A 4,397-nucleotide genomic window follows, 5' to 3' on the forward strand; every position below is an offset into this window, starting at 1 on the left:
CACCTCCCCCGTCGTGGTCCCCCCGGCCAGCACCGCTGTGCTCCGCTCGCTCATTCCGCACTCCCCCCATCCGACTGACTCTGTTCCTGACCGGGGCGGACCTGCACGTGGTCCGGCTCCAGGGTGAGCCGGACCCGTTCCCGCAACGCCAGGGCGTCCACGAACGCCGCCGGCAACTGCATCCGACCGGTCCGGTCCAGTACCGCGTACTCCTCGCTGACCAGCTCGGTGCTGCCGTCCTCGCCGATCCGGGCGGTCCGGCGTACCTCGGAGGCGGTCCGGCCGTCGCGGATCGCGACGGTCCGGCGGACCTGGTCGGCCACGGCGTGGTCGTGGGTGACGACCACGACGGTGACCCCGAGTTCGGCGTTGATGGTGCGCAACGCCCCGAACACGTCGGCGCCGGTGGCCTCGTCGAGTTCACCGGTCGGCTCGTCGGCGAAGAGCACCTCCGGGTCGTTGGCCACCGCCACCGCCACCGCGCAGCGCTGCTGCTCACCGCCGCTGAGCTGGCCGGGCCGCCGGTCGGCCAGGTGCGCCACCCCGACCATCTCCAGCAGCTCCGTCGCCCGGCGCCGGCCGGCCCGGCCGCGCAGCCGCCCGGCCAGGCGCATCGGCAGTTCGACGTTCTCCCGCGCGGTCAGGTACGGCAGCAGGTTCCGGCCGGTCTGCTGCCAGACGAAGCCGACCACCCGGCGCCGGTAGCTGAGCCGCCGCCGCGCGGAGAGCGCGAGCAGGTCGTAGTCGGCGACCCGGGCGATCCCGGCGGTCGGGGTGTCCAGGCCGGAGAGGATGTTCAACAGGGTCGACTTGCCCGAGCCGGAGGCACCCACGATGGCCACCAGCTCCCCCCGGTCGATCACCAGGTCGAGGCCCTGCAACGCGACCACCTCGACCCCTTCGGTCTTGAAGATCCGGACCAGCCCGTCGCAGACGATGTGCCCGCGCAGCCGGTCGCTGCCCCCGGCGCGTTCCGCCGCCCGCTGCGCGGCGCGCTGCTGGAGGGTGGCGAGATCCGGTACGGCGGAAACCTCAGCGGTAGCCGTCATGTCAGCTCTCCTCTCCGAGCCGGAGCACCTCACCGAGACGCATCCGGCGGTTGTTCAGGGCCTCCACCGCGACGGCGAAGCCGAGGGCCAGTGCCCCGAGCCCGACGATGCCGCCGACGAGACCGGGTTCGAATCGCACCTGTACCGGGGCGCCGCCGGTGAACTCCGCCAGCCCGAGCACCGGGTTGAGCAGCACCGGCAGGAGCGCGCCCACCACCGCGCCGGTGAGCACGGCCGTCCCGACCAGCGGCGCGAGTTCCAGCGCCAGCAGCCCCCGCCACTGCCGACGGGACAGGCCGAGGGTGCGCAGCCGGGACAGCACCTGTCCCCGGCTGCGGGCCCCGGCCAGTACGGCGAAGGCGATGGCGAGCAGCCCGAGCAGTACCGCCCCGCCGGTACCGGCGACGAAGGCGAAACTGAGCAGCCCGTTGACGCCCCGCCCGCCCAGGTCGGCGCGGGCCTGCGCCCAGGTGGTCAGCACGCTGGGCCGGTCCGGGGCACCGCCGGTGACCAGCCCCGTCTCGTGGTACCGGCGCTGACCGTCGTCGCCGATCCGTTGTAGCGCCGCCCGGTCCGTCACCGTCCCGGCGAGCAGGAAACCGGTCGGGGCCAGGGGACGTTCGGCGAACGCCGGACGGGCCGGCCAGGCGAGCACCACGAACCGGTCACCGGCCCCGGTCAGCAACGGGAAGTCGTCGACCGTGCCGGCCGGCCGGAAGGCGTACCGGCCGCCCTGCACCTGCACGAACGGTTCGGTGAGCCCGGCGGCGGTCAGGTCGGCGGCGACCGCCGGGGAGACCAGCGCCGGTACCGGCCCGTCCGCCGGGACCGGCCCGGTCAACGCCGCCGGCAGGTCGACCGCGAGCTGCGCGTCGGCGACCACCCGGGCGAACGCCGGACCGTCCACCATCAGCACCGACACGTCGGCCAGGTCGGCGGCCTGGCGCTGCGCGTCCGGGAAGACCGGTTGACCGGTCTGGGCGAGCAGCGGCATGACCGCCCGGATCCCGGCCAGTTCGGCGAACCGGTCCCGGGTGTCCGGGGCGAAGCCGTCGGCGGTGATCAGGGCGTCCCCGGGTACCGCCCGGGTGGCCGCCCGGTCCCGGCCGGCGCCGATGCCGGTGGACACCACCCCGCAGAAGGCGGCGGTGGCGACCGCGATCACCACGACCACCAGGGGTGCGGTGGCCGACCCCCGTCCCGCGCGGGCCAGGCCGAGGAAGGCGACGCTGCCCCGGGACCGGGCCGCCAGGTTCCCGGCCAGGCGCACCGGCCACGGGTACACGCGCAGCGCCACCAGCGCGGCGGCCACCGCCAGCAGCACCGGCACCGACACCAGCAACGGGTCGACGGTCCCGTCGTCGGCCAGGCCACGCCGGCGCAGCAGGAACGCCGCCAGCACCGCCACCACCAGCACGGTCACCTCGGCGGTGAGCCGGCGTACCGACGGCCGCGCCGAGACCACGTCCTGCCGGCTACCCGGACCGCCACCCCGGCTGGCCAGGGCCAGCACCGGCAGGGCCGCCGTGATCAGCAGCGCGACGACCGGTACCGGCCAGGCCGCCCCGGTCGACGAACCGGGCAGCAGCAGCCCGACCACCCAGCCGACCGCCACGGCGGCCGGGATCACCAGCAGGGCCTCGACGAGGCTGCGGCCGGCGACCGTACCGGACGAACCGCCCCGGGCGCGCAGCAGCACGAACTCGGCCCGGCGTCGGCGTACCGACAGGGCGGCGGCGAGGCCGACCAGTCCGGCCAGGGTGGCCAGCACCCCGGCGGAGATGACGGCCAGCAGGGTACGGCTGGCGGTCAGCGAGTCGGCGAAGTCGTCGAGCAGCAGGTCCACGCCCTGCGACAGGCGCAGCTCCGGTGGCCGGTTGCGGGTGATCTCGGCGGCTGCGGCGCTCACCGCAGCCAGGTCCCGGGCGTCGAGGCGCCCACTGTCCACCCGGTACCGCCAGCTGTAGGTGACCGGCCAGGTAACCCCGTCGATCTGCGCGTCGCTGGTCACCGCGACCGCGAGGAACGGGCCGTCCCCGATCGGCGGGGCCACCCGCAGCGGGGTGGGCAGCGAGTCCCAGATCCCGCCTTTCGGGTCGGTGGCGGCGAAGACGCCGGTCACCACCACAGCGGTGCGCTGCACCTCGGACTCGCCGTCCGGACCGAGTACCGACATCACCAGCCGGCTGCCCACCTTCAGGCCGAGCTGCCGGGCCACGTCGACCGCGAGCGCCACCTCGACCGGTGAGTCGGGTTCGGGGTCGTCGGTCGGCCAGCGGCCGTCGGTGAGGGTGGCCGCCTCACGTACCCCGCTCACCGTGCGCAGACCCAGTTCCACCCTTAGCCGGGCGGCGACGAGGTCGGGGCCCCGGGTGGTGAGGAAGGCGGTCTGCGCGGCGTACCACTGTTCGCCGGTCACCCGGCGCAGCGGTTCGGGCATCGCCTGGTGCAGTTCGGCGAGCTTGCCGGCCCGGGCGGACGCACCTTTCACCGACGGTCCGGAGCCGCCCTGGTCGGCGGTGTAGAGGATGTCCCGCTGGGTGGCCGGCTGGGCGGAGAGGTACTGGCGCAGCCCTTCGGCGGTGAGCCGGTCGGCGATCCGGGGTACCCCGGTGACCAGCAGGGCGGTCACCATCGCCAGGACCGCCAGCAGGGCGAACTGTCCGCCGTAGGCGCGTACCCGGCGCAGCGCGCTCAACGGGCTCATCGGTCTCCCCCGATCCGGAGCTGGGCCGCCGCCACCCGCTGGCGGATGCCGACGGCGACCATGGCACTGAAGGTGAGGGCCGCCAGGAGCAACCCGACGGCGGTACCGCCGGTCGTCAACCAGGGCAGCTCGAAGGCGGCCGGCGGTACCGGCCGTCCGGCGGCCCGGTCGAGGATCACCAGCGGGGCCAGGGTGGCCCCCACCCCGGCACCGACCAGCAGGCCCACGCCGACGCCGATCCCGGCGAGGAAGGTCTGCTCGGCGAGCAGCGCCCGGACCAGCAGCCGGGGGGTGGCACCGAGGGTGTGCAGGACGGCAAGTTCGCTGATCCGGCGCCGGGCGGTGGCCCAGACGTCGACGGCGAGACCGACCAGGGCGAGCAGGACCGCGCCGAGCGCGGCGGCCAGCAGGCCGGTCCGCGCACCGAGCCAGTACGGGTCCCGGGCGGCGGTGTCGGCGACCGCCTGGCGGTCCAGGACACCCAGTCCGGGCAGGGCCGTGGCGGCGGCTGCGGCGGCGGTGTGCTGCCCGGGGTCGACCTGGAGCCACCATTCGGGCTGGGGTCGGACCGCGCCCCGGTCCCGGATCAGCCAGTGCACCGCCGAGGGCAGGTCCAGCAGGACGGCGGCGGGGGTGGCGGT

Annotated in this window: 3 protein-coding genes; all 3 read right to left on the bottom strand. The window is 75.4% G+C overall.

Annotated elements, in window-relative coordinates; translation table 11 throughout:
• Window positions 1-50: 50 nt before the first annotated feature.
• Window positions 51-1,049, bottom strand: a complete 999-nt coding sequence (locus GSF22_RS31175; protein ID WP_208817495.1) for an ABC transporter ATP-binding protein — start codon at window positions 1,047-1,049, stop codon at window positions 51-53.
• A gap of 1 nt (window position 1,050) precedes the next feature.
• A complete protein-coding gene (locus GSF22_RS31180; protein WP_208817496.1) occupies window positions 1,051-3,756 on the bottom strand; it encodes an FtsX-like permease family protein in 2,706 nt (901 codons plus the stop codon).
• Window positions 3,753-4,397, bottom strand: a 645-nt coding sequence (locus tag GSF22_RS31185; RefSeq protein ID WP_208817497.1) for an FtsX-like permease family protein, incomplete at its 5' end; no start/stop codon positions are given. The genes GSF22_RS31180 and GSF22_RS31185, both read right to left, overlap by 4 nt.

Origin of the sequence: Micromonospora echinofusca (genome assembly GCF_017614955.1) — a bacterium.
Classification (GTDB): Bacteria; Actinomycetota; Actinomycetes; order Mycobacteriales; family Micromonosporaceae; genus Micromonospora; species Micromonospora echinofusca_A.

Coding starts and splice junctions, on each gene's coding strand:
- GSF22_RS31175 (WP_208817495.1), bottom strand. CDS start 1,049: ATGACGGCTACCGCTGAGGTTTCCGCCGTACCGGATCTCGCCACCCTC.
- GSF22_RS31180 (WP_208817496.1), bottom strand. CDS start 3,756: ATGAGCCCGTTGAGCGCGCTGCGCCGGGTACGCGCCTACGGCGGACAG.